Source organism: Streptomyces changanensis (genome assembly GCF_024600715.1).
Lineage (GTDB): Bacteria > Actinomycetota > Actinomycetes > Streptomycetales > Streptomycetaceae > Streptomyces > Streptomyces changanensis.
The window spans coordinates 1,686,834-1,707,405 of sequence record NZ_CP102332.1 but is presented as its reverse complement, the minus strand read 5'-3'; the positions used below and the strand labels follow the sequence as shown (position 1 = coordinate 1,707,405).

The window sequence follows — 20,572 nt, the reverse complement described above, 5'->3', positions numbered from 1 at the left end:
TCCATGCATGTGCGCCGGTCGCCGGAACCGTGTCCCCTCGGCGGGGATGACCGGTCGGTCGGCTGGTGTGCGGCCGCTGTCTCTTCGGCCCTGTGGTGGGGGCCCTGTCCTGCCGGGAACCCATCTTCGCACTTGTCGCGGACGTGCGGGACGCGGGGCCGGTTCCCGGGACGGGCCGCGCGTCCGGAAGCGGAGGTCGCCGCCGCGTACGCGCGTGCGGATTTCGTCGTGGGCGAACGGGGACGGCGACGGCCCCGGACGGGTGACGTCCGGGGCCGTGTGCGGTGACCGCCCGCCGGGCGGCCGGTTCCGTGGTCCCGTACCGCCGGCCCTCGAGGCCCGGCGGCCCTCCCCGGGACCCGGCGTCAGCCCAGGTCGCCCGCGGCGGTGCGCTCGGCCAGCCGCACCAGGGTCCGCACGGCCGAGCCGGTGCCGCCCTTGGGGGTGTAGCCGTAGGGACCGGACTCGTTGAACGCCGGGCCGGCGATGTCCAGGTGCGCCCAGGTGATGCCCTCGCCGACGAACTCCTTCAGGAACAGGCCGGCCACGAGGCCGCCGCCCATGCGCTCGCCCATGTTGGCGATGTCGGCGGTGGGGGAGTCCATGCCCTTGCGCAGCTCCGCCGGGAGCGGCATCGGCCAGGACTGCTCGCCGGCCTCCTCCGCGATCTCGTGGACGGCGGTGCGGAACGCGTCGTCGTTCGCCATGATCCCGAACGTGCGGTTGCCGAGCGCCAGCACCATCGCGCCGGTCAGCGTCGCCACGTCCACGATCGCGTCCGGCTCCTCCTCCGAGGCGCGGGTGAGGGCGTCCGCGAGGACGAGGCGGCCCTCCGCGTCGGTGTTGAGCACCTCGACGGTCTTGCCGCTGTACATGCGCAGCACGTCACCCGGGCGGGTGGCGGAGCCGGAGGGCATGTTCTCGGCGAGCGCGAGCCAGCCGGTGACGTTGACCGGCAGGCCGAGGCGGGCGACGGAGACGACCGCGGCGAAGACGGCGGCGGCGCCGGCCATGTCGCACTTCATGGTCTCGTTGTGGCCGGCCGGCTTCAGGGAGATGCCGCCCGAGTCGTAGGTGATGCCCTTGCCGACCAGGGCGAGGGTCTTCTCCGCCTTCGGGTGGGTGTAGGCGAGCCTCACCAGGCGCGGGGGGTTCTGCGAGCCGGCGCCGACGCCGAGGATGCCGCCGTAGCCACCCTTGGCCAGGGCCTTCTCGTCGAGGACCTGGACCTTGACGCCGTTCTCCTTGCCGGCCGCGGTGGCGACGGCGGCGAACGCCTCGGGGGTGAGGTCGTTGGGCGGGGTGTTGACGAGGTCACGGGCGCGGTTGACCTCCTCGGCCACGGCCAGCGCGCGCTCGGCGGCCGCCTTGTACGCCTTGTCGCGGGGCTTCCCGCCGAGCAGGACGACCTCGGCGAGCGGGCGGCGGGCGTCCTCGCCCTGCTCCTGGTAGGCGGTGAAGGCGTACGCGCCGAGGAGCGCGCCCTCGGCGACGGCCTCCGCGTCCTCGACCGCCTCGACGGGCAGGGCGAAGGCGGCCTTCTTCGTACCGGTCAGGGCGCGGGCGGCCGCACCGGCGGCGCGGCGCAGGGCCTCGGTGCCGTACGCCTCCTCCTTCGACGGGGCGCGGCCGAGGCCGACCGCGAGGACGAGGGGTGCCTTCAGGCCGCCGGACGTCGGCACCTTGGTCACCTCTCCCTCGGCACCCGAGGCGCCGAGGGTCTCCAGGACGGCGGCGAGCTTTCCGTCGAACGCCGCGTCCACGGCCTCGGCGCCCGGCGCGGCGACGAGCCCCTTGCCGCCGTCCGCGGGCTTGGCGACACCGACCACGAGGGCGTCGACGCGCAGCGTCGCGGCACCGGCGGTGCTGAGAGTGAGAGCAGTCACGGTGGTGAAATCTCGCTTCCGTTGAGTTCTTTCGCGGTCGAGGGGTGGGCCGACCGTGCCCGCCGCATGGTAGTTCGGCCCGTTGGAGCGTCACGCACGAGCCTACGCGCGCGCGTGGTTTTCGCTCACGAGGGCGGGAGTTCACTCTTCCGAGGCGTCTCTTTCATTTTTTGCGGATCACCGCATGAGAGCTGCGTCACACTCCGAGCATTCATGCAAGGCGACCACGTACCCGTTTGCATCATCTCCACAGATCCTCCCGGTGCGGGCACGTCGCTCGGGAGCACCCGTCAGGGGGAAATCCCATGCACCACCACCGAGTCCGGGCCCGCGCGACGGCCGGCGCCCTGCTCGCCGCCGCCCTGCTCACCACCCTCCCGCCGGCCGCGCCGGCCGGCGCGGCCACCACCGTCGCCCCCCGCGTGGACCTCACCGTCCTCGTCGTCGACGACGGCGGCGGCGGCGTCGCGGCCCTCACATCCGAACTGCGCGCCTCCGGCGTCCCCCACCGGCGGATCGCGCTCGACGACCCCGGACGGCCCGTCATCGACGCGGCGTTCCTCGCCGACCCCCGCGACCCCGCCACCGGCCGGCCCCGGGCCCGCTTCCAGGGCGTGATCCTGCCGAACGAGGCCCCCGCCGGCCTCGGCGCCGCCGAGCGGGCCGCCCTCGCCGACTACCGGCGCGCCTACGCCATCCCGCAGGTCGACGCGTACACCTGGGCGCACCCCGGCGTCGGCCTCGACCACACCGACCAGGGCGGCTACGCCGGCACCCTCGACGGCACGGCCGCCGCGGTGACCGCGGCCGGGCGCACGGGCCCCTTCCGCTACCTCGACGGGCCCGTCGTCTTCGAGGACAACGACCCGGCCGTCCCCGAGAGCCACGGCTACGCCGGCCGGCCCCGCGAGGGGTACACCAGCCTCCTCGACGTGCCCGTCGCCGGCGGCGGCCGCGCCAGCCTCATCGGCGAGTACGTCCGCGACGGCCGCCGCGACCTGGTCGTCACCTTCGCCTACAACGAGCACCAGCGGCAGTTCCGCGCGGTCGCCCGGGGCATCGTCGAATGGCTCACCGGCGGGGTCCACCTCGGCCTCAGCCGCTACCACTTCGCCGTCCACGTCGACGACGTCTTCGCCCCCGACTCCCGCTGGAACACCGAACGCAACTGCACCCCCGGCGACTTCGACTGCCCCGGCGGGGACGGCGAGGACGCCTCGACCATCCGCATGACGGCCGACGACGCCCGGTACGCCGCCGCGTGGCAGCGCACCGCGGGCCTCACCCTCGACATGGTCTACAACGCCGGCGCCGGCGAGGAGTGGAAGGCCGCCCACGGCGGTGACCCGCTCACCGACCAGCTCCTCGCCGACCGCGCCCGCCACCGCTGGGTCAACCACACCTACACCCACCCCTTCCTCGGGTGCGTGCAGGACACCTCCACCGTCCCCTGGCGGTGCGCCACCGACGCCACCGGCGCCACCCGCTGGGTGAGCCGGGCCGAGATCGCCGCCCAGATCCGCGACAACCACGCCTGGGCCGTCGCCAAGGGGCTGCCCGTCGACCGGACGGAGCTCGTCACCGGCGAGCACTCCGGCCTCGCCACCCTGCCCCAGCAGCCCCGGGACAACCCGAACCTCGCCGGGGCGCTCGCCGACACCGGCGTGAAGTGGATCGCCTCCGACAACTCCCGCGAGCCCGCGCAGCGTCCCGTCGGCACCGCCCTCACCGTGCCGCGCCACCCCATGAACGTGTACTACAACGTCGGCACCGCCGCCGAGATGACCGACGAGTACAACTGGATCTACACCCGCCGCTCCGACGGCGGCAGCGGCGTCTGCGAGACGAACCCCGCCTCCACCTGCCTCGACGCCCCCCTCGACCCGGCCACCGGGTACGCGGAGCACATCGTCCCGCAGGAGGCCCGCACCGCGCTGCGCCACGTCCTGGCCGGCGACCCGCGGCCGCACTACGCCCACCAGTCCAACCTCGCCGAGGAGCGCCTCCTCTACCCCGTCCTCGACCGGGTCCTCGCCGACTACCGGGCCCTCTTCGCCGACAACACCCCCCTCGTCACGCCCCGCCACCGCGACGTCGGCGTGGAGCTGGCGCGCCGCGCCGCCTGGGACCGGGCGCTCGCCGGGGGCCGGATCATCGCGTACCGCGTCGGCGGTACCGTGACCGTGCAGGCGCCGACCGGCGTGGCCGTCCCCGTGACGGCGCCCGAGGGCACGCGCAAGCGCGCCCTGCTCGGTTCGAGCGCCTTCGGCGCCCCCTACGCGGGCGCCCGCTCCGCCTGGGAGACTCCCGGCACGTTGCAGACCGCCCTCACCCTCACGCTGCCGACGACCACCTGACCACACCGGACGGGACCCTCCGCACCGGCCGGACCGTCCACACCGGGGGAACACCATGCCCAGCAGCGGCCGTCACGTCACCCTGCTCACCGAAGGCACCTACCCGCACGTTCACGGCGGCGTGAGCACCTGGTGCGACCAGCTCGTCCGCGGCATGCCCGAGGTCGACTTCCAGGTCCTCGCCCTCACCGGCAGCGGCCGCGAACCCGTCACCTGGCAGCTGCCGCCCAACGTCCGCCGGCACACCTCCTTCCCCCTGTGGGGGCCGGCCCCCGGCCGCTCCCGGCCCCTCCTGGGCCGGGAGCGGCGGCGCTTCGTCGACACCTACGAGCGGTTCCTGCTCGCGATCCTCGACCCGGCGGCGCCCCGCAGCCACTTCGCCGAGGGCCTCTTCGGCCTCGCCGAACTGGCCCGCCGCGGACGGCTCTCGGCGGCCCTGCGCTCCGAGGCCGCCCTGCGCTCCCTGATATGGATCTGGACCATGCCGCACCTGGACACCGCGGCGGCCCGGCCCACCGTCCACGACGCCCTGACCGCCACCGACCTGCTGGAGCACGCCCTGCGCCCGCTCGGCGCCCGGATACCCGACGACTGCGTCGCCCACGCGGTCTCCAGCGGCCTCGCCACCCTCCCCGCCCTCGTCGCCCAGCACGTCGACGGCGTACCGTTCCTCCTCACCGAGCACGGCATCTACCTGCGCGAGCGGTACCTCGGCTACCGCACCGAGGCCCAGCGCTGGCCCGTCAAGGCCCTCGTCCTCGGCTTCTACCGCGAGCTGAACTGCCTCGGGTACCGCAAGGCCGACCTCATCACCCCCTGCAACCGGTACAACCGGCGCTGGGAGGAGCGCGGCGGTGCCCCCGCCGACCGCATCCGCACCGTCTACAACGGAGTCGACCCGCACGCGTTCCCGCTCGCCGGACCCGAGCCGCGGACCCCCACCCTCAGCTGGTGCGGCCGGATCGACCCCATCAAGGACCTGGAGACCCTCGTCCGGGCCTACGCCATCGCCCGCGCCGAGGTCCCCGCCCTGCGCCTGCGCCTCTTCGGCCCCGTCCCCGCCGGCAACGAGGACTACCGCACCCGCCTGGAGAAGCTCGCCGCCGAACTCGGCGTGGGCGACGGCATCAGCTACGAGGGCCGCGTCGAGGACGTCGCCGGCGCCTACGCCGCCGGCACCCTCGTGATGCTCTCCTCCATCAGCGAGGGCTTCCCCTTCTCCCTCATCGAGGCCATGTCCTGCGGCCGCGCCACCGTCTCCACCGACGTCGGCGGCGTGCGCGAGGCGGTGGGGGACACCGGCCTCGTCGTCCCGCCCCGCGAACCCGCCGTCATGGCCGAGGCCGTCCTCACCCTCCTGCGCGACGACGCGCGCCGCGCCGAACTGGGCCGCCGCGCCCGGCAGCGGGTCCTCGACCGGTTCACCCTGCGCCGCTCCGTCGACCGGTTCCGGCGCATCTACCGCGAGCTGGCCGGCTTCCCCGAACCCGAGCCCGCCACCGTCGAGTCCGGCGACTGGACGCTCCAGCTCCGTATCACCGACCCCTGGTACCGGGAGCTCGCCACGGAGGGGACGGTCTGATGAGCGGTTCCCTCTGGCTCACCCCGCCCGGCGCCGCCGGCCCCGGCGCGCCCGTCGACACCCTGCCGCGCATACCGCGCGCCCCCCGGCAACGCCCCGCCTGGGCCGCCGCCGACCCCCTCGACGAGCTGACCACCCGGCTGGAGGACCTGATAGCGCGGGCGGTCCACCCGGACGAGATAGCGGCCATCCTGGAGTCCGACGGGATGACGGACGACCACATACGGCTCACCTACGGCCGCGAGGACTCCTTCGCCCTCGCCGAGGAGCTCTACGCCCGCGTGGAGCGCCGCCACCCCGAACCGGCCGGGACGCCCACCACCCCCGGCTCCGCCGGGGGGACCCCCGGGCACCTCCTGAGGGACTGCGTCCTGCGCGGCCTCGTCTTCGCCCTGCCCGGCCTGGCCTACGTCCTGGGCGCACCCCTGCTCGCCGGCCCGCCCGGCGCCCTGGGACTGCCCGCCGGCACGGTGCCGCTGCTCGCGGGCGCCGTCACCGGATGGGTGTGGAACCAGGCGCTCTCGCACCGCGCGTACGCCTGGCTCGGCCTCGGCGACCGGCCCGCGGCCGCCCGCACGCTCCTCGTGGGCGCCCCGCTCGGCGGACTCCTGGGGGCCCTCGTCGCCGTGGCGGCGGCCCGGCCGGGCGAGTGGGGAGCCGTCGTGTTCGCCGCCGGGCAGGCCCTGTACCTGGCGGCCGCCACGGTGCTCCTCGTCCTGGGCCGGGAGAGGTCCTTGTTCGGCGCCCTGCTGCCGCTCGCCGGCGGCGCCCTCGCCGTGCCGGTCACGGCACTCCCGGCGGCCGCGCGGACCGCGCTGATCCTGGCGTCGCTGCTCGCGGCCGTCGCCCTGGCCGCCCGCGCCCTGGCCGTCGAGACCGCGCCCGGCGCACCCGAGGGCCGTACCGGCCGGTCCGGGGGCCGGGGTCGTACCGGTGCGGGCGCCGGCGGGCCCGCGGGCCGTACCGGTGCGAACGTGGGGAGCCGTGCGGCGCCCCGGTTCGCCGCCTCCCTCCCGTACGGGCTGTTCGGTCTCGGTACCGGCCTGCTGGTGCTGTACACCGCGATCGGCGACGTCCTCGCGTACGGCCCGTCCGCCGCGGTGGCCGCGCCGTCCGCCGTCGCCCTGACCCTGTCCATGGGACCCGCCGAGTGGCTGCTGCACCGCTTCCGCGGCGAGAGCCTCGCGGGGCTGCGCGCCTCCACCAGTCCGGCCGCCTTCCGCCGGGCCGCGGGCGGCGTCCTCGCGCTCTGCCTCGCCGCGTACCTGACGGTGCTGCTGGTCCTGGCCGCCGCCGGGACGGCACTCGTACCGGGCGCGCCGGAGCTCGGGGGCGTACGGCTGGTGACGCTGCTGCTCATCGGCGCCGTGCTGTGGACCGCGCTGCTGCTCCAGTCGTTCGGCTCGGTGCTCAGCGCGGCCGTCGTCTGCGCGGCGGCGGCCGGCGTCCAGACCGCGGCGCTGGTCACCGGGGCCGGCGAACCACGGGCCGTGGGCGCGGCGGTGGCGGGCGCCGCGGCTCTTGTCCTGGCCGCGCTCTGCGGGATCCTCCTCGGCCGCGCGACCGCCCACCGCCACTGACCCCGACCGGGGCCTCCGCCCCCCGGCCCCCGTGACCGCCCCCGACCGACCGCCCCCCGCCCCGTGACCGCCCCCGTCGTGACCGCCCCCGGCCCGTGACCGCCCCCGACCGACCGCCCCCCGCCCCGTGACCGCCCCCGTCGTGACCGCCCCCGACCCCGACCGACCGCCGCTCCCGCCACGCCCGCCCCAGGACCACCAGCCCGTCCCGAACCACCCCGAGGCCCGCGCATGAACCTCCTCGTGCCGTACTACGAGCACCCCGCCGACCGCCCGGCCGAATGGGACGCCCTCATCGCCGCCGCCCCACTGCTGTACGGCGTCGTCCTCAACCCGGCCAGCGGCGCCGGCACCGCCCCCGACCCCGCCTTCGCGGACGTGGCCGTGCGGCTGCGCGCCGCCGGCGTGCGCGTCCTCGGCTACGCCGACACCGACTACGGCCGCCGCCCCCACGCCGACGTCGTACGGGACCTGCTGCACCACCGCGACTGGTACGGCACGGACGGCGCCTTCCTCGACCAGGTCGCCGCCGACCCCGCGCCGCTCCCGCACTACCGGCGCCTCGCCGTCGCGGCCCGCGCCGCCGGGGCCACGACGCTGGTCCTCAACCACGGCACCCCGCCCGACCCGGCGTACGCCGCCCTCGCCGACCTCCTGGTCACGTTCGAAGGCCCGTGGGAGACCTACCGGGCCGGCGAACGCGACCGGCCCGTCGCCGACCACCACTGCCACCTCGTGTACGCGGCGCCACCGGACGCCCGGCTCACCGCGCCCGTCCGGTGCGCCGTGCCCGGTGACGGGGCACATCCCTGGGGAACCCTCCCGCACGTACTGGAGCACCGCCGATGAGACGCCCGCCCCTCCTCCTGGTCGCCGCGGCCGCCCTGGCCCTCCTCCTCGCCGGGTGCACCGACGCCCCCGACGACGACCCCGAACCGCCGCCCCGCTCCAGCGCCGCCCCCACCCCGGGTGCGACGGGCGGCGTGTGGCGCCCCCGGCAGGGCGCGGCGTGGCAGTGGCAGCTCAGCGGCCGGCTCGACCCGCGGGTGGACGTGCCGGTGTACGACATCGACGGCTTCGACCACCCCGCGTCCGCCGTCGCCGACCTCCACGCGCGCGGCCGCAAGGTCATCTGCTACCTGTCCACCGGTGCCTGGGAGGACTTCCGCCCCGACGCGGCGAAGTTCCCGAAGGCCGTGCTCGGCAAGGGCAACGGCTGGGAGGGCGAGCGCTGGCTCGACATCCGCCGCACCGACGTGCTGGAACCGCTGATGGCGGCGCGGATCGACATGTGCCGCGACAAGGGCTTCGACGCCGTCGAACCGGACAACATGGACGGCTACGACAACGACACCGGTTTCCCGCTGACCGCCGCCGACCAGCTCCGCTACAACCGCCTCATCGCCCGCCTCGCCCACCAGCGCGGCCTGTCCGTCGGGTTGAAGAACGACCTGGACCAGATCCCGCAGCTGGTACGGGACTTCGACTTCGCCGTCAACGAGCAGTGCGCCCAGTACGACGAGTGCGACGCCCTCGCGCCCTTCCTCGACGCGGGAAAGGCGGTCTTCCACGTCGAGTACGAGCTGCCCACCCGCGCCTTCTGCCCGCTGGCCGAGCGGACCGGGATGAGCTCGATGCTGAAGAAGTACGACCTGGGGGTCTGGCGCCGAGCCTGCTGACCGCTCCTCGTGCGCCGGCCCCGCCGCATGCCCGCCCGCCGGGACCTCAGCCGAGGGTGAGGGCCACCAGCGCGGCCGTCGCGGCCGTCTCCGCCACCGCGCCGAAGACGTCGCCCGTCACCCCGCCGAGGCGGCCGACGCAGCGGCGCAGCAGCACCTCCGCCGCCCCCAGGGCGACCAGCGCGGCCAGGGCGTGGCGCACGGCGCCGTACGGCCCCGCCACCGTCCCGGCCGCCGCGCAGGCGGCCACGGCGAGCAGCGCGGCGGCGAGCGCGGCGCGCGGCGGGACGGTCCCGGCGACCACCGCGCCCAGACCCTCGGGGCGGGCCGCGGGGACGGTGGCGCGGGAGGCGAGGGTGAGCGCGACCCGGGCGACCGTGCCGGCCAGCACGGCCGCGACGGCGCCGCGCCCCCAGCCCTCCGCGTACAGCTGGTGGAGCGCCGCCACCTGGGCGAGCAGCGCGAACAGCAGGGTGACGACGCCGAACGGGCCGATGTCCGACCGCTTCATGATCCGCAGCGCGTCCTCGGCGGGCCGGCCGCTGCCCAGCCCGTCGGCCGTGTCGGCGAGCCCGTCGAGGTGCAGCCCCCGGGTGAGCAGCGCCGGTACCGCCGTGGAGGCGACCGCGGCGAGCAGCGGACCCGCGCCGAGCAGCAGGAGCAGGGTGCCGGCGGCGGCCGCGCACACCCCGACGACGAGCCCGGCGACGGGCGCGGACAGCATCCCGGACCGGGCGGCGTCGCGGTCCCAGCGCGCGACGCGCGCGGGCAGCACCGTGAGCGTGCCGAAGGCGAAGCGCAGTCCGTGCAGGGGAGGGAGCGGGTCGGTGGTGGTCACCGCGCGCACACTAGTCGCCGCTGCCGCGCCCCGCCGCGCCCCCTCCGGCGTTACCTTGCACATGACGGTGCATACCGGACGGAGGTGGCATGGACTGGTTCACCCGCAACGTCGTCGAGCCGGGCAAGCTCCCGCTCCTCGTGGCGCTCGCGTCCTTCGTGCTGACCTTCCTGATCACCCGGACCGTCACCCGGCTCATCCGGGCCGGCCGCGGACCCTTCCGCAACGTCACCACCGGCGGGGTGCACATCCACCACGTCGTCCCGGGCGTCGTCCTCACCCTGGTGGGCGGCTTCGGCGCGCTGGGCGCGCTGGGCGCGGGCCGCCACACGGCGGCCGGCCTCGTCTGCGCGGTCGCGTTCGGGGCCGGCGCCGGGCTCGTCCTGGACGAGTTCGCCCTGATCCTGCACCTCGACGACGTCTACTGGACCGAGCAGGGCCGCAAGAGCGTGGAGGCCGTCGTCCTCACCGCCGCCCTCGTCGGCCTCGTCCTCGGCGGCTTCTCACCGCTCGGCGTGGACGCGCTCACCCCCGAGGAGCGGCAGGACCGGGCGAACCTGCTCGCCACCCTGGGGCTGAACGTCCTGTTCGTGGCGGTCGCCCTGCTCAAGGGCAAGTTCCGCATGGCCGTCCTCGGCACACTCCTGCCGTTCGTCGCCGTCGTCGGCGCCCTGCGGCTGGCCCGCCCCGGCTCCCCGTGGTCCCGGCGTGCCTACCGCAACCGGCCGCGCGCCCGGGCCAGGGCGGGGCTGCGGGCCTACCGTCACGACCGCCGCTGGGTCCGGCTCGCCCGCAGGTTCCAGGACGTGGTCGCGGGCTTCCCCGACCGGCTGCCGTCCGTGACCCGCGACGGCGACGGGCCGGGCACCAGTGGCGGCGACGGCGACGGGCGGGGGACCGGTGACGGCGGCCGGCGGGTGACCGGTGACGGTGACCGGCGCTGACGCCAGAGCACCACCCCGTACCCGGCGACGACCACCGCGATGGCCACGAGGTGCTCCTTGCCCGCCAGATTCGGCTTCACGACCACCTCGACCACCATGGCGGCGATCACCAGCCAGCCCGTCAGCCGGGCCCGGTACCGCCAGCACACGAAGACGGCGAGTCCCACCACGGCCGCCGAGGGGCCGGTGTCGACGACCCGGGCGTCCGACGCCGGCAGGCCGAGCCCCAGTGGGGCGTCGGGCCCCAGCGCGATCCCCACCCGCGCGTATGTCGTCCCCGCCAGCGTCGCCGTGTACGCGATGAGCAGCGTGCGCGCCCGGCCCAGGCAGACCTCCGCGATGCCGAACACCACCAGCACCTGGGCGAGCGCCCCCCACACCGGCAGGTCGAGCGCGGGCACGAAGAGCGACAGCGGGGTGCGCAGCAGCGCCTGCCACAGGGGGTCCTCGGCCCGCACCGAGCCGACGGCCTGCACCGGCCCGTACCCCCACGGCTGGTTCTGCACCAGCTGGAACAGCGACGTCAGGCACACCGCGCCGAGCGTGAGGGCCACCGCCCGCCAGCCGCGGTCGCGCAGGGCCGCCCGAACCGTGCCGAACAACGGGCCCCACTCCCGGCGGGCGAACCCCTCCAGGGCCGGTCTCACCGCACGCCCCCCGCGCAGCCGTCGCCGCGGAGCCCCGTCCGGCGTCCCCCTCGCCCGCCGGCGGTGTGCCGCGGGCCTCGTCGTTCGGTGCTCACACCGGGCCTCTCCGTGAAACGTGCGCCGTCGCGGGGCGTCGCGTTCCACGGCCGGTCCCCGGTGCGGCCGTCCCCGCTCCGCGAGGGGCCGCACCGGTGACGTCAGTCCGAGCCGCCCTCCGGGCCCGCGTCCGGCCCGGCGGGCTGGTCAGGCCGTACCGGCAGCTCCGCCGCGAGCGCCGCGGCGGCCTGGACGAGGGGGAGGGCGAGCAACGCCCCGGTTCCTTCCCCCACAGTGACGCCGTGGTCCAGCAGGGGGTTGAGCGCCATCCGGTCCAGCGCCTTCGCCTGCGCCGGCTCCCCGCTGACCTGGCCCGCGAGCCACCAGTCCGGTGCCCGGAACGCGGCCCGCTGGCCCACCAGCGCGCACGCCGCCGACACCACGCCGTCCAGGATCACCGGCGTCCGCCGCACCGCCGACTGGAGCAGGAAGCCGGTCATCGCCGCGACGTCCGCGCCGCCCACCGCGGCCAGCAGCTCCAGCTGGTCGCCCAGGACCGGCCGCGCCCGGCGCAGCGCGTCGCGGACGGCGGCGCACTTGCGCATCCACGCGAGGTCGTCGATGCCCGCGCCACCGCGTCCGGTCACCACCGAGGCGTCCGTGCCGCACAGCGCGGCGATCAGGGTGGCGGCGACCGTCGTCCCGCCGACGCTGAGGTCGCCCAGGACGATCAGGTCGGTCCCCGCGTCGGCCTCCTCGTCGGCGACGGCCATGCCGAGCCGCACGGCCCGCTCGGCCTCCTCCGCCGTGAGGGCGTCCTCGACGTCGATCCGCCCGCTGCCGCGCCGCACCCGGTGCCGCACGACCTCCTCGGGCAGCAGCTCCGGGGCGCAGTCCAGGCCCGCGTCGACCACGCGCACCGGCACGCCGGCCCGCCGCGCCAGCACGGCGACGGGGCTGGAGCCGTCCAGCACGGCGCGCACCAGCGTGTGCGCCGTCCCGGCGGACCGGCCGGAGACGTCGAGCTCCGCCACGCCGTGGTCGGCGGCGAACAGCACCACCCGCGGCCGCTCCACCGCCCGTACCGGAACGGCGCCCTGGGCGGCGGCCAGCCACTCGCCGAGCTCGTCGAGCCGGCCCAGCGCGCCGGGTGGGACGCCCAGCCGCTCCCGGCGTTCCTCGGCGTCCCGGCGGACGCCGCTGTCGGGACGCTCGATCAGTTCGGAGAAGTCGTCGAGATTCAGCCTGCTCATTCGCGGAACAGTACCGGGCGCGGACGACGCTCATCCGCGCAGCACGAGCACCTGCCCGGAGACGGCCAGCAGCACCTGCTCGCACTCGTCGGCGAAGGCCGCGTTGAGCCGCCCGAGCTCGTCGCGGAACCGCCGTCCCGCGGCCGTCGCGGGCACGACGCCGGCGCCCACCTCGTTGGTGACCGCGACCACCGTGCGGGTCGTGGCGCGGACCGCGGCGACGAGTTCGTCGACCCGCTCGCGCAGCGCCTTCTCGCCCGTGCGCCTCCACGTCTCGTCGTCCCACGCGCCCACCCGGTCCATCGCGTCGGTGAGCCACAGGGAGAGGCAGTCGACCAGCAGTGGGGGCCCGTCCGCGGCGAGCAGCGGCGCCACCTCGCAGGTCTCCTCGGTGCGCCAGGAGCCGGGCCGGCGGTCGCGGTGGGCGCCCACGCGCGCGGCCCACTCCTGGTCGCCGTCGCGCGTCCCGCCCGTCGCGACGTACACGACGTCGGGGTGGGACTCCAGACGCCGCTCCGCCTCCAGGGACTTCCCGGACCGCGCGCCGCCGGTGACCAGCGTGCGGCGGGGGAGCGGCGGCGCCTCCCGGTACGCGCCGACGGTCACCGTCGTCCCGTCGGTGAGGGCCCGCGCGCCCGCCGCGGCGAGCCGCCGGTCCAGCTCGCGCCCCTGCGGCACGTCGTGGTCGAGGTGGACGGCGACCACGTCCGTGTCCCGCCCCACCGCGCCCGTGGCCCGCAGCCGGGCGAGCGCGCCGGGCCGCCCGGTGACGTCGGCGGCGACGAGGTCGTACGGGCGCCGCTGCTCCACCGCCCCGGCCGGGGCGCCGCCCGGCGGCAGGTACAGCAGACGGGGGCCCTCGGGGGAGGTCACCTCGTACCCGGTGCCCGGGGCGTCGATCGCCACGGCGCGGACCCGGTGCCCGCTGATGAGCGTCAGCTCGCGGCCGTCGGGGACGCGGCCCGCCGCCGGCAGCCCGGCCGGCAGCTCAAGGGGCGGACCGTCGTGGGGGTGGGTCAGCAGCACCTGCCGCACCCCCGACAGGGTGTGCCCCGAGCGGGCGGCGGCCAGGGCGGCGCCCGGGGTGAGGTCGAGGAGCAGGGCGCCGTCCACGAGGAGGGACGTCGCGGCGCGCGCGTACGGTCCCCGGGCCGTGGCGCACACGGCGCAGGGGCAGCCGGGTCGGGGCAGTCCGGCGGGGGCGCCGGTGCCGAGCAGGGTCAGTTCCACGGTACCGATCCTCCCGCGACCCCCGCGCGGCTGCTCGCCCGGCTACGCTGCGGGCAGGAAAGACCACAGGTGGCTGTGATCGGGAGGCGCACATGGCGTGGACGTGGCGGTTCGAGAAGTCCGACGGCACGGAGGTCGAGCCGGCGGTCAGGCCGGAGGAGTTCACCACCCAGGGCGACGCCGAGTCGTGGATCGGCGAGCAGTGGAGGGACCTGCTGGAGGGCGGCGCGGACCAGGTCACCCTCTTCGACGACGGCACGAAGATCTACGGCCCCATGCCCCTGGACGCCGAGGGCTGACCGCGGGGCCCCCGGGGCGGTCGGCCCCGCGCCCGGGGCCGACCGCCCCGCGCCCGCGCCCGGGGTGACCCGCCCGACACCCGGGGCCGATCGCCCGCTCCTCGGAACCGATCGCCCGGCACTCGTGGCCGGCCACCGTTCCGCCGGGAGCCGCCGTTCCGCCGGGAGCCGCCGTCCCGCTCCGGCGGGGCGCGTGCCCGCGGCGCGGGAGGGCACCGTCACACCTCGCCCAGCGTCGCCGTGGCCGTGCGGCTGCGGCCCTCCCGCAGGTAGCGGACCTGCACCCGCTGCCCGGGTTCGAGCGCGGCGAGCGCCTCCAGCAGCGACGTGATCGTCGTGATCTCCGCGTCGCCCAGTCGGGTGATGATGTCGCCCACGCGCAACCCGGCCGCCTGCGCCGCCCCGTCCTCCATCAGCCGCTCCACCGCGACGCCCGTCGGACGGTAGTCGTCGTCGAGGACCGTGCGCCCGGAGATGCCGAGCGCCGCCCGCCCCGAGTCCCGCACGCTGCCGAACCGCACGATCTGGTCGGCGATCGTGCGCACCGTCGACACCGGGATCGCGAAGCCGATGCCGGCCGCCGGGCCGCCGCCCACCTCCGGGTCGACCGCCGCGAGGGTGGGGATGCCGATGACCTCGCCGTCGAGGTTGGCCAGCGCGCCCCCGCTGTTGCCGGGGTTGATCGGCGCGGACGTCTGCACCATGTTGGCGATCGTCGCGCCCGTACCGCCCCCGGAGCGGCTCTCGCTGACGGTCCGTCCGATCGCCGAGACGATGCCCTGGGTGACGCTCCCGGTGAGCCCGAGCGGTGACCCCATGGCGAGGACGATCTGCCCCACCTCGACCTTCGACGAGTCGCCGAACCGCGCGGGCCGGACGCCCTGGGGCGGGGGGCCCTCCAGCTTGATCACGGCGAGGTCCTGCTCGGGGTAGCTGGAGACGAGCCGCGCGGTGAGCGGCTGCTCGCGCGTGGCGACGGTCACCCGGAAGGTGCGCCCCCCACCGACCACGTGCGCGTTGGTCACGATGTGACCCTGGGTGTCGTAGACCACCCCCGAGCCGAGGCCCTCGCCCGCCTCGATGGTGACGACGGACGGCAGCACGTCCCGGATCACGGTCTGGTACTCGCTCTGCAGGTCGGCCGCCTGCCGCGGCGCCGCGGTCCGGGCCGTCGCCGGCGCCGGCGCCGTCGCCCGCGGGCCCGCGGCGGCCGGTCCGGCGGGCGGTGGGGTCGAGCAGCCGCCGAGCAGGGCGGCCGCGCACCCCGCTGCGACGAGGGACGGCACCAGCGCGCGGACGCGGGGAACGAGGGCTTCCATGTCCGGAGTATCCCTTTCGCCCCTCGACTCCTGCCCGCGCAGCGCATCCGATAGGGGCTCGCCCGCCGTGCGGCGGCATCCGGCCGGGTACCGCCGCCCCCGGCCGGAGCCCGTGCTCCCCGGAGGCGTCCGGGAAGCCCCGCCCGGCCGGCGGGCGGACGCCGCTACGTTCCGGACACCCCCTGGCCCCGCGACGCCAGGAACTGGGTCGCGGCCAACTCCCCGTACAGCGGGTCCCCGGCCACCAGCTCCTCGTGGGTGCCCACCGCCCGTACCCGGCCCCCGTCCATGACCACGATCCGGTCCGCCAGCGTCACCGTCGACAGCCGGTGCGCCACCACCAGGACGGTCACCTCCCGCGCCACCTCGGCGACCACGTCCCGCAGGGCCTGCTCGTTCACCGCGTCCAGCTGCGACGTCGCCTCGTCGAGCAGCAGCAGCCGCGGCCCGCGCAACAGCGCCCGCGCGACGGCCACCCGCTGCCGCTCGCCACCCGACAGCTTCGACCCCCGGTGCCCCACCACGGTGTCCAGGCCGTCCGGCAGCCGCTCCACCAGCCCGTCCAGCCGCGCCCGCACCAGCACCGCCCGGACCTGCTCCTCCGTGGCGTCCGGCGCCGCGAACAGCAGGTTCTCGCGGAGCGTCCCGGCCAGCACCGGGGCGTCCTGCTCGACGTACCCGATGGCCCCGCGCAGCTCGGCGACCGGCCACCGGCGCACGTCCCGGCCGTCCACCAGGACACGGCCGCCGGTGGCCTCGTAGAACCGCTCGACCAGCCCGAACACCGTCGTCTTGCCCGCGCCCGAAGGCCCCACGAACGCCGTCATACCGGGACCGGGCACCTCGAACGACACACCGCGGTGCACGTACGGCAAGTCGTCGCGGTAGCGGAAGGAGACGTCCTCGAAGACGACGGACGCCGGCCCCCGCCCGCCCCCCGCCACGCCCCGCGCGGCCCCTGCCGCGGTCCCCGCGACCGCCGCCGCGGCGCCCGTCGGCCCGGGGGCGGCGTCCTCGACCTCCAGCCGCTCCGCCTCCTCGATCCGGGCGATGGCCGCCGACCCCACCTGGTACTGCGTCACCGCCTGCACCAGCGCCGAGACCGGCTCGATCAGGTAGAAGAGGTACAGCAGGAACGCGATCAGCTCCGCGACGGTGATCGTCCCCGCGGCGACCCGCGCCCCGCCGATGCCGAGCACGGCCAGGAACGACACCTGCACCGCCAGACCCACCGAGGACCCGGCGACGGCCTGCCACTTCGCGGCCTTCACCCCGTGCCGCCACGCCTCCCGCGCCGCCGCCTCCACGACCGCCGTCTCACGCGCCTCCGCGCCCGACGCCTTGACCGTGCGGAACGCGCCGAAGACCCGCTCCAGACGGCTGGAGATCTCGCCGACCGCGGCCTGCGAGCGCCGCGTGGCCTCGGCGATCCGCGGCATGGCGAACGCGAACGCGCCACCGATCAGGACGATCACGCCCAGCGTGGTGCCGAGCAGCACGGGGTCCATCAGCGCCATCATCACCAGGGTGGCGACGAAGCCGAGCCCGCCGGTGACGGCGGAGACGACCGACTCGGTCGTGACCGCCCGCAGCAGTGTCGTGTCCGAGGTGATCCGGGACATCAGGTCGCCGGGCTGGGTCCGCTCCACCTCGGGCAGCCGCAGCCGCAGCAGCCGGCCGACGAGGGAGCGGCGGGCGGAGAGGACCACCGACTCGGCGGTGCGCTCCAGCAGGTACGAGCCGGCCGCCTGGATCGCCGTCCCGGCGACCACGAGCGCGGTGAGGCCCAGCAGGATTCCGGTGATCGGCTCGTCCCGGCCCAGCCGTTCGACGAGCGCCTTCGCGGCGAGCGGCTGCGCCAGCCCCGCCACGGTCCCGAAGAGGGCGAGCAGGGTGCCGAGGGCGACGACCGCGCGGTGCGGCCGGAAGTGCCGGTAGAGGGCCCGCCAGGTCTCCCGGGCGGGCAGCCGCGGGGTGGTGTCGGTGTCGGGCGGGACGGCGGCGGGTGCGGTGTCGGTGATGCTCACGCCGACAAAGACGCGGAAACGCGGCCCCCGCCTGCCCGGTGACCGGCATCAGGCCGGATCACACCCCCACGCGCCCCTCACGGCCGCCCCCGCGCCCCCGTGCGTCCGTCCGCGTCGCGCGCCCGTCAGCCGCGCACACCGCACAGGTGCAGCAGCGCCGCGACCCGGCGGTACGGCTCGGTACGGCCCGCCCGGTCCTCGGCCGCCAGCAGCCGCTCCAGCTCGTCGGCGGCGGGCAGTCCCCGGTCCGGCGGCACGGACTCGGTGAAGACCCGCACCCCGTACCACTCGTGCAGTGGCGCCGCGATGCCCGCGAGCGTCGCGGTGAGCGTCTCCAGCCGGTCGGCCCGCACCCGCGGCCCGGGGCCGCCCGCGTCGGTGTCGGAGTCGAACGCCGCCAGGGCGCCCGGCCAGTCCCCGGCCAGCCCGGGCCGCATGGCCAGGGCGTCGGCGTTCCGTACGAGCAGGGAGAGCAGACCGCCCGGCGCCAGCATCCGGGCGAGACCGGCCAGGACGGCGTCGGGTTCGTCCACGTACATGAGGACGCCGTGGCACAGCACCACGTCGAAGCTGCCCGGCAGGAAGTGGACGCCCGTCTCCCGGCCGTCCGCCTCGATCGTCCGGAACCGCTCGCGGATCCCGGCCGGCTCGGTCGCCAGCGCCTCGCGGACGGCGCCCAGCATCTCCGGGTCGGACTCCAGGCCGGTCACCGTGTGCCCGGCCCGCGCCAGGCGCAGGGCCTGTGTGCCGCGGCCCATGCCGACGTCGAGGATCCGCAGCCGCTGCCCCACCGGGTAGCGGGCGCCTATCTGCTCGTCCAGCTGGCGCGCCACGAGCTCCTGGCGGACCGTGTCGCGCAGCCCCCCGACCCCGTCCAGCCACCCGGCCGACGCGCCCCCGGGTTCCGACAGCGTGGTACTCAGGGTCGCTCTCCCCGTTTGACCTGCGGCTTCGGCAGCCGCAGCCGGCGCATCTGGAGCGAGCGCATCAGCGCGTACGCCACGGCGCCACGCTTCGGCTCGTTCGGGAAGCGCTGCTTGAGCTGCTTCTTCAACCGGATCGACAGACCGATCGAGTCGACGACGATCAGCACGATCACGCCCAGCCACAGCATGGTGGCGATCGTCTGCATCTGCCCGGCCTGGATCAGCGACAGGACGAGGATGACCACGGCGAGCGGGAGGAACATCTCGGCGACGAAGAACCGCGAGTCGACGAAGTCACGGACGAAGCGGCGCACGGGGCCGCGGTCACGGGCGGGCAGGAAACGCTCGTCGCCGGTGGCGAGTGCCTGCCGCTGGCGGGCCATGTCGGCGCGGCGCGCCTCGCGCTGGCGGCGCATCGCCTCCTTGCGGTCGAGGGTCGGCGTCGACGCACGGCGGCGCTGGGACTGGGCCTCACTCCGCTTCGGGGTAGGTCGGCCCTTGGGGGCCTGCGGGTCGCGGGGCTGCGTGGAGAGGTCCGCCGTCACCTTGCCGGTGGGGGCCTTCTCTTCCTTCGAACGGCTACGGAACACAAACCCCAAGGGTACGGGGTGCCGGGTGTGGACCCCACCCCCGTGGGGAACGATCCGGCAACGGCCCGCGTCCTCCATCCGGTACGTGCCCGCACCGGATCCCGGGGCCGTCTACTCCCCGGGCCGGAGACGGGTCGCCCCGCACTCGTCCTTGGGGAGGAGCCCATCGGCCCCCGAACAGTGCGGTAATGGATGCGGGGCCCGTACTGTGGGTTCTGTCGGAGTGCTGCAGCCGAAGTCGGTCAGAAGGGGGCGCGCGAAGCCCATGAGCGGTGTCATGAAGCGTATGGGGATGATCTTCCGCGCGAAGGCGAACAAGGCCCTGGACCGGGCCGAGGACCCGCGCGAGACCCTCGATTACTCGTACCAGAAGCAGCTGGAGCTCCTCCAGAAGGTCCGGCGCGGCGTGGCGGACGTGGCGACGTCCCGCAAGCGCCTCGAACTCCAGCTCAACCAGCTGCAGGGCCAGTCCGCCAAGCTGGAGGACCAGGGCCGCAAGGCGCTGGCCCTCGGCCGTGAGGACCTCGCCCGCGAGGCGCTGTCCCGGCGGGCCGCGCTCCAGCAGCAGGTCACCGACCTGGAGACGCAGCACCAGACGCTGCAGGGCGAGGAGGAGAAGCTCACGCTCGCCGCGCAGCGGCTGCAGGCCAAGGTCGACGCCTTCCGCACCAAGAAGGAGACGATCAAGGCCACGTACACGGCGGCGCAGGCCCAGACGCGCATCGCCGAGTCCTTCTCCGGGATCAGCGAGGAGATGAGCGACGTCGGCGTCGCCATCCAGCGCGCCGAGGACAAGACCGCGCAGCTCCAGGCGCGCGCCGGCGCCATCGACGAACTGCTCGCCTCCGGCGCCCTCGACGACCGGTCGGGACTGGCGAAGGACGACATCCAGGCCGAGCTGGACCGCCTGTCGGGCGGGACGGACGTGGAGCTGGAGCTGCAGCGCATGAAGGCCGAGCTCGCGGGCGGCACGACGCCGCAGCAGGCCATCGAGGGCGCCGACGGCACGCAGCAGGACCAGGGTCAGGGCCGGCCGGAGGCGCGGCCGAGGTTCGACAAGCAGTGAGGACGGGCGCGTCATGATCGTTCGGATCATGGGGGAGGGCCAGGTGAGGTTGGCCGACGGCCACTTCGCCGAACTGGACCGGCTCGACGACGAACTGCTCGCCGAGATGGAGACCGGTGACGACACCGGTTTCCGCCGGACCCTGCTTGCGCTGCTGGGCAGGGTCCGCGAGCTGGGCGAGCCACTGCCGGACGACTCCCTGGAGCCGTCCGAGCTCATCCTCCCGGCACCCGACGCGTCCCTGGAGGACGTGCGGTCCCTTCTCACGGAGGACGGCCTGATCCCCCCGGCGTGAGCCCCTGACGCCCCGGGC

Annotated in this window: 17 protein-coding genes; 9 read left to right on the top strand and 8 right to left on the bottom strand. The window is 75.9% G+C overall.

Annotated elements, in window-relative coordinates; translation table 11 throughout:
- Positions 1 to 365: 365 nt before the first annotated feature.
- Positions 366 to 1,886 carry a leucyl aminopeptidase gene (locus NRO40_RS07515; RefSeq protein WP_058941308.1) on the bottom strand — a complete coding sequence of 507 codons (1,521 nt, stop codon included), beginning with the start codon at positions 1,884 to 1,886 and terminating at the stop codon, positions 366 to 368.
- Positions 1,887 to 2,191: 305 nt separating this feature from the next.
- Between NRO40_RS07515 and NRO40_RS07510 the strand changes: the two genes are divergently transcribed.
- From NRO40_RS07510 to NRO40_RS07490, 5 genes are all read left to right on the top strand, one after another.
- Positions 2,192 to 4,243: a hypothetical protein gene (locus NRO40_RS07510; protein WP_058941309.1), complete on the top strand. Its 2,052-nt coding sequence runs from the start codon at positions 2,192 to 2,194 to the stop codon at positions 4,241 to 4,243.
- Between the two features lie 55 nt (positions 4,244 to 4,298).
- Positions 4,299 to 5,825 carry a GT4 family glycosyltransferase PelF gene (pelF, locus tag NRO40_RS07505; RefSeq protein WP_058941310.1) on the top strand — a complete coding sequence of 509 codons (1,527 nt, stop codon included), beginning with the start codon at positions 4,299 to 4,301 and terminating at the stop codon, positions 5,823 to 5,825.
- A complete protein-coding gene (locus NRO40_RS07500) occupies positions 5,825 to 7,405 on the top strand; it encodes a hypothetical protein (protein WP_058941311.1) in 1,581 nt (526 codons plus the stop codon). Before pelF ends, NRO40_RS07500 begins: the two co-directional genes overlap by 1 nt.
- A 231-nt stretch (positions 7,406 to 7,636) precedes the next feature.
- Positions 7,637 to 8,254, top strand: coding sequence for a spherulation-specific family 4 protein (locus tag NRO40_RS07495; RefSeq protein WP_058941312.1), 618 nt, complete (start codon positions 7,637 to 7,639; stop codon positions 8,252 to 8,254).
- A complete protein-coding gene (locus tag NRO40_RS07490) occupies positions 8,251 to 9,084 on the top strand; it encodes an endo alpha-1,4 polygalactosaminidase (RefSeq protein ID WP_058941313.1) in 834 nt (277 codons plus the stop codon). Before NRO40_RS07495 ends, NRO40_RS07490 begins: the two co-directional genes overlap by 4 nt.
- A 46-nt stretch (positions 9,085 to 9,130) precedes the next feature.
- Here the strand turns inward: NRO40_RS07490 and NRO40_RS07485 are convergent, their stop codons facing one another.
- Positions 9,131 to 9,931 carry an adenosylcobinamide-GDP ribazoletransferase gene (locus NRO40_RS07485; RefSeq protein ID WP_232790999.1) on the bottom strand — a complete coding sequence of 267 codons (801 nt, stop codon included), beginning with the start codon at positions 9,929 to 9,931 and terminating at the stop codon, positions 9,131 to 9,133.
- An 80-nt stretch (positions 9,932 to 10,011) separates the two neighbouring features.
- On the opposite strand from NRO40_RS07485, the gene NRO40_RS07480 reads away from it, so the two are divergent.
- On the top strand, positions 10,012 to 10,866 hold the full coding sequence (locus NRO40_RS07480; protein ID WP_408056980.1) for a hypothetical protein: 855 nt from the start codon (positions 10,012 to 10,014) through the stop codon (positions 10,864 to 10,866).
- 844 nt (positions 10,867 to 11,710) lie between these two features.
- On the opposite strand, the gene cobT is transcribed toward NRO40_RS07480, so the two are convergent.
- The gene (gene cobT / locus NRO40_RS07470) at positions 11,711 to 12,802 is read right to left on the bottom strand and encodes a nicotinate-nucleotide--dimethylbenzimidazole phosphoribosyltransferase (protein ID WP_058941314.1); all 1,092 of its coding nucleotides are present in this window, start codon (positions 12,800 to 12,802) and stop codon (positions 11,711 to 11,713) included.
- A 30-nt stretch (positions 12,803 to 12,832) separates the two neighbouring features.
- Entirely contained in the window at positions 12,833 to 14,032 is a 1,200-nt protein-coding gene (locus NRO40_RS07465) for a bifunctional adenosylcobinamide kinase/adenosylcobinamide-phosphate guanylyltransferase (protein ID WP_058941315.1), read from the bottom strand.
- Positions 14,033 to 14,124: 92 nt separating this feature from the next.
- Here NRO40_RS07465 and NRO40_RS07460 point away from each other — a divergent pair, with 92 nt between their 5' ends.
- Positions 14,125 to 14,331, top strand: a complete 207-nt coding sequence (locus NRO40_RS07460; RefSeq protein ID WP_058941316.1) for a hypothetical protein — start codon at positions 14,125 to 14,127, stop codon at positions 14,329 to 14,331.
- A gap of 218 nt (positions 14,332 to 14,549) precedes the next feature.
- On the opposite strand, the gene NRO40_RS07455 is transcribed toward NRO40_RS07460, so the two are convergent.
- From NRO40_RS07455 to NRO40_RS07440, 4 genes are all read right to left on the bottom strand, one after another.
- Entirely contained in the window at positions 14,550 to 15,650 is a 1,101-nt protein-coding gene (locus tag NRO40_RS07455) for a S1C family serine protease (RefSeq protein WP_058941317.1), read from the bottom strand.
- Between the two features lie 164 nt (positions 15,651 to 15,814).
- Complete coding sequence (locus NRO40_RS07450) at positions 15,815 to 17,677, bottom strand: ABC transporter ATP-binding protein (protein ID WP_232791001.1); 1,863 nt, start codon at positions 17,675 to 17,677, stop codon at positions 15,815 to 15,817.
- A 125-nt stretch (positions 17,678 to 17,802) separates the two neighbouring features.
- On the bottom strand, positions 17,803 to 18,537 hold the full coding sequence (locus NRO40_RS07445; protein ID WP_079046921.1) for a class I SAM-dependent methyltransferase: 735 nt from the start codon (positions 18,535 to 18,537) through the stop codon (positions 17,803 to 17,805).
- A 59-nt stretch (positions 18,538 to 18,596) separates the two neighbouring features.
- Positions 18,597 to 19,193 carry a DUF3043 domain-containing protein gene (locus NRO40_RS07440; protein ID WP_079046915.1) on the bottom strand — a complete coding sequence of 199 codons (597 nt, stop codon included), beginning with the start codon at positions 19,191 to 19,193 and terminating at the stop codon, positions 18,597 to 18,599.
- A 265-nt stretch (positions 19,194 to 19,458) separates the two neighbouring features.
- Between NRO40_RS07440 and NRO40_RS07435 the strand changes: the two genes are divergently transcribed.
- On the top strand, positions 19,459 to 20,259 hold the full coding sequence (locus NRO40_RS07435; RefSeq protein WP_079046916.1) for a PspA/IM30 family protein: 801 nt from the start codon (positions 19,459 to 19,461) through the stop codon (positions 20,257 to 20,259).
- A gap of 13 nt (positions 20,260 to 20,272) precedes the next feature.
- Positions 20,273 to 20,554 (top strand): PspA-associated protein PspAA, encoded by a 282-nt coding sequence (gene pspAA / locus NRO40_RS07430; protein WP_058941321.1) that lies wholly within the window; start codon positions 20,273 to 20,275, stop codon positions 20,552 to 20,554.
- Positions 20,555 to 20,572: the final 18 nt, after the last annotated feature.